The sequence below is a fragment of the Psychrobacter sp. genome, from assembly GCF_030457785.1.
GTDB lineage: Bacteria > Pseudomonadota > Gammaproteobacteria > Pseudomonadales > Moraxellaceae > Psychrobacter.
In genome coordinates this window covers 1-3,200 of record NZ_JAKDUI010000258.1, presented here as the reverse complement: position 1 = coordinate 3,200, position 3,200 = coordinate 1, and the positions used below count along the sequence as shown (strand labels likewise).

Sequence of the window (3,200 nt, the reverse complement as noted above, 5' to 3'; positions counted from 1 at the left end):
CGTTCCACTATCCTATTGCCAGTGTTCGTGCCAGCGGCAGCCATCATGCTGGTACTGGTGATTGGTACAGCGATTAATCCCCAAGCCGCGGGTGAATTATTTAGTACGGTACTGACCTATACCACAGATACTTTCGGTTGGTTTTATATGTTGGCAGTTGCCATATTTTTATTGTTTATTATCGCATTGGCGTTTTCTTCTTATGGCAGTATCAAGTTGGGTCCTGACCACGCTGAAGCTGAGTATCCATTCCTTGAGTGGTTTGCCATGTTGTTCTCGGCAGGCTACGGGATAGCCTTACTATTCTACGGGGTAGCAGAGCCCGTCTTACACTTTGCCAGTCCACCGATTTCTGCACCCGAGTCTATTAATGCAGCGAAAGAAGCGATGCAAATTGCTTATTTTCACTGGGGTTTTCATATTTGGGCGATTTACGGTGTAGTGGGCTTGTCACTGGCATACTTTTCCTTTCGTCATGGTTTGCCGTTATCAGTGCGTTCAACACTATATCCACTAATCGGTGACAAAATTCATGGACCTATCGGTCATACCGTTGATGTGTTTGCGATTGTTGGTACGATGTTCGGTATCGCAACCAGTTTGGGTCTATCAGTGGCGCAGATCAATGCTGGTCTCAACTACTTATTGCCCGATTTGATTCCAGTCAGCGTACCGGTGCAAGTCGTTATTATTGCATTGGTGACGTCAGCGGCACTCGTGTCGGTGCTTGCGGGTATGGACAAAGGGGTTAAACGACTGTCCATGCTAAATATGATTTTAGCAACAGCGCTGATGATGTTTGTGTTCTTCGTTGGACCATCGATATTTATTTTAAATGCCTTTATGGAAAATACGGGCAGTTATTTGGGCAATATCGTCGAGCGTACCTTTAGTTTGCAAGCCTATCAATCGAGTGACTGGATCGGTAGTTGGACGCTGTTTATCTTTGCATGGACGATTGCATGGGCACCTTTCGTAGGTTTGTTTATCGCAAAAATTAGTCGTGGTCGTACCATTCGTGAGTTTGTAATGGGTGTGATGTTAGTACCGACAATATTTACATTCTTTTGGTTCGCGGTATTCGGTGACACTGCTTTACATATGATTATGGTTGATGGTTACGAGTCGCTTATCAGCGAAGTACAGAATAACCAAGCGATTGCTTTATTTAAACTGTTAGAGAACTTACCGTTCACCCAAATTGTTTCGTCATTGACGGTACTGTTGATCATTACCTTTTTTGTTACTTCCTCGGATTCTGGGTCGCTGGTTATTGATTCGTTGGCCGCGGGTGGTCGCAGCGATACTCCCTGGTGGCAGCGTTCATTTTGGGTAGTGGTTGAAGGTGCAGTCGCATCAGCACTACTTATTGCCGGTGGTCTTACTGCGTTGCAAACAGCCGCTATTGTGAGCGCATTGCCTTTCGCAGTTATCATCTTAATTTCGGTATTTGGTATGTGGCGAGCGCTCCGTATCGAAGGACACCGTAATCAGAGCTTGGCGAATGACAATCACATACCGCCGCATTTATTGAAGCTAGACGCATGGCGCGATCGTATTGATTATATGACCAATGAGCCCACACGTGAAGAAGTGCTCAGTTATATACAAGGCACTGTTATGTCATCGATGAATGACGTCGCGACGAAGTTTTCAGAAGTTGGTTGGTCGCCTGATGTCAACTATGATGAAGTCAATGACCGAGCAGTGTTTGAATTAAAACGTGGTGAAAATGTAGAGTTCTGGTATGAAGTACGTCTATCAGAGTATGAGATTCCAGATTATTACACGGAAAAGATGGCGTCTGAATTGCCACAAGAGCACAACCATCGTGCTGAGGTCTATCTGCGCCGTGGCGGACAAACCTATGATTTATACGGTTATCAATCGGATTCGGTGATTAACGATATCATTGATCAGTTCGAAAAATACTTACACTTCGTCAATGTTTCGCCAGATATTTTACCGTGGCGCATGCAGCAGCATGATGACGATATTACGCTGGAGCAGGGTAGTGTGTTCGACAAGTAGTAAGTTTATGATAAAAGTATGATTTTTATTGGTGCAAGTTATTCAAGTGAATGGCTTGCATTATGCGTATGAACCCTTAGAATAACGGCTGGTTTTCATTGCAAATCAAGCCGTTTTTTTATGCCTATAAATAGTCCAGTCTCTTCTGAGTCGTCAAAGAAAATTGCCCACGATCATCCGCTACTACAGCCATTGAATATCGGCGGTCTGACGATTGAAAACCGTCTGATGGTGGCGCCGATGGCAGGCGTAACAGATAACCCCTTTCGCAGATTATGCAAGTCATTCGGTGCAGGTCATGCAGTGAGTGAGATGATCATTGCTGATACAGCGCTTTATGCCCGTAAAAAATCGCTTTATCGAGCAAACTTCGATAATGAAATTGCGCCTATTTCAGCGCAAATAGCCGGTGCTGAGCCCGATAAGCTTGCTGAGGCGGCTTGCTATCAAATTGATAATGGTGCACAGATTATTGATATCAATATGGGCTGTCCTGCCAAAAAAGTCTGTCGCAAGCTGGCAGGATCAGCGCTTTTGCAAGATGAAGATTTGGTCGCACGTCTGCTAGATGCAGCGGTTAATGCGGTGGACGCACCGGTCACACTAAAAACCCGATTGGGCTATGAAAATGGACGAGAGAATATCCTTAGAGTAGCGCGCCGTGCTGAGCAAGCTGGTATCGCCGCGATTGCTATTCACGGCCGTACGCGTGAGGACATGTATACAGGCACCGCTCGTTATGAATTAATAAAAGAAGTTAAAGACAGTATCAATATTCCGGTCATTGCCAATGGGGATATTGATAGCCCAGAAAAAGCGCAATACGTCCATGAGATGACAGGTTGTGACGCAGTAATGATTGGGCGAGCTGCCCAAGGACAGCCTTGGTTATTTCGTGATATCGAGCACTTTTTGCGTACCGATGAGCATCTAACAGCGCCTAGTGTCGGAGAGATAAAAGATATTGTTTTAGCGCACTTGCAGGAGTTGTATGACTTTTATGGTGAGTACTCAGGCTGTCGTATTGCTCGTAAACATATCGCTTGGTATACCACTGGTATTCCAAACTCTAATGCCTTTCGCCAAGCGATGTATGGTGAGGAAACCACGGCTGGACAGTTTCGAGTGGTTGAAGCGTTTTTACATGCTCATCAGTAGCAAATATAAAT

At 45.1% G+C, this 3,200-nt stretch carries 2 protein-coding genes; both read left to right on the top strand.

What is annotated here, in order from left to right:
• The coding region (locus tag L0J61_RS10225) for a BCCT family transporter (RefSeq protein WP_301466340.1) at window positions 1-2,031 on the top strand (2,031 nt) is incomplete at its 5' end.
• 120 nt (window positions 2,032-2,151) lie between these two features.
• Window positions 2,152-3,189 carry a tRNA dihydrouridine synthase DusB gene (gene dusB / locus L0J61_RS10220; RefSeq protein WP_301466339.1) on the top strand — a complete coding sequence of 346 codons (1,038 nt, stop codon included), beginning with the start codon at window positions 2,152-2,154 and terminating at the stop codon, window positions 3,187-3,189.
• The last annotated feature ends 11 nt before the right edge of the window (window positions 3,190-3,200 follow it).

Excerpts from the sequence above, each read along its gene's own strand:
- dusB (WP_301466339.1), top strand. The coding sequence starts at position 2,152 with ATGCCTATAAATAGTCCAGTCTCTTCTGAGTCGTCAAAGAAAATTGCC.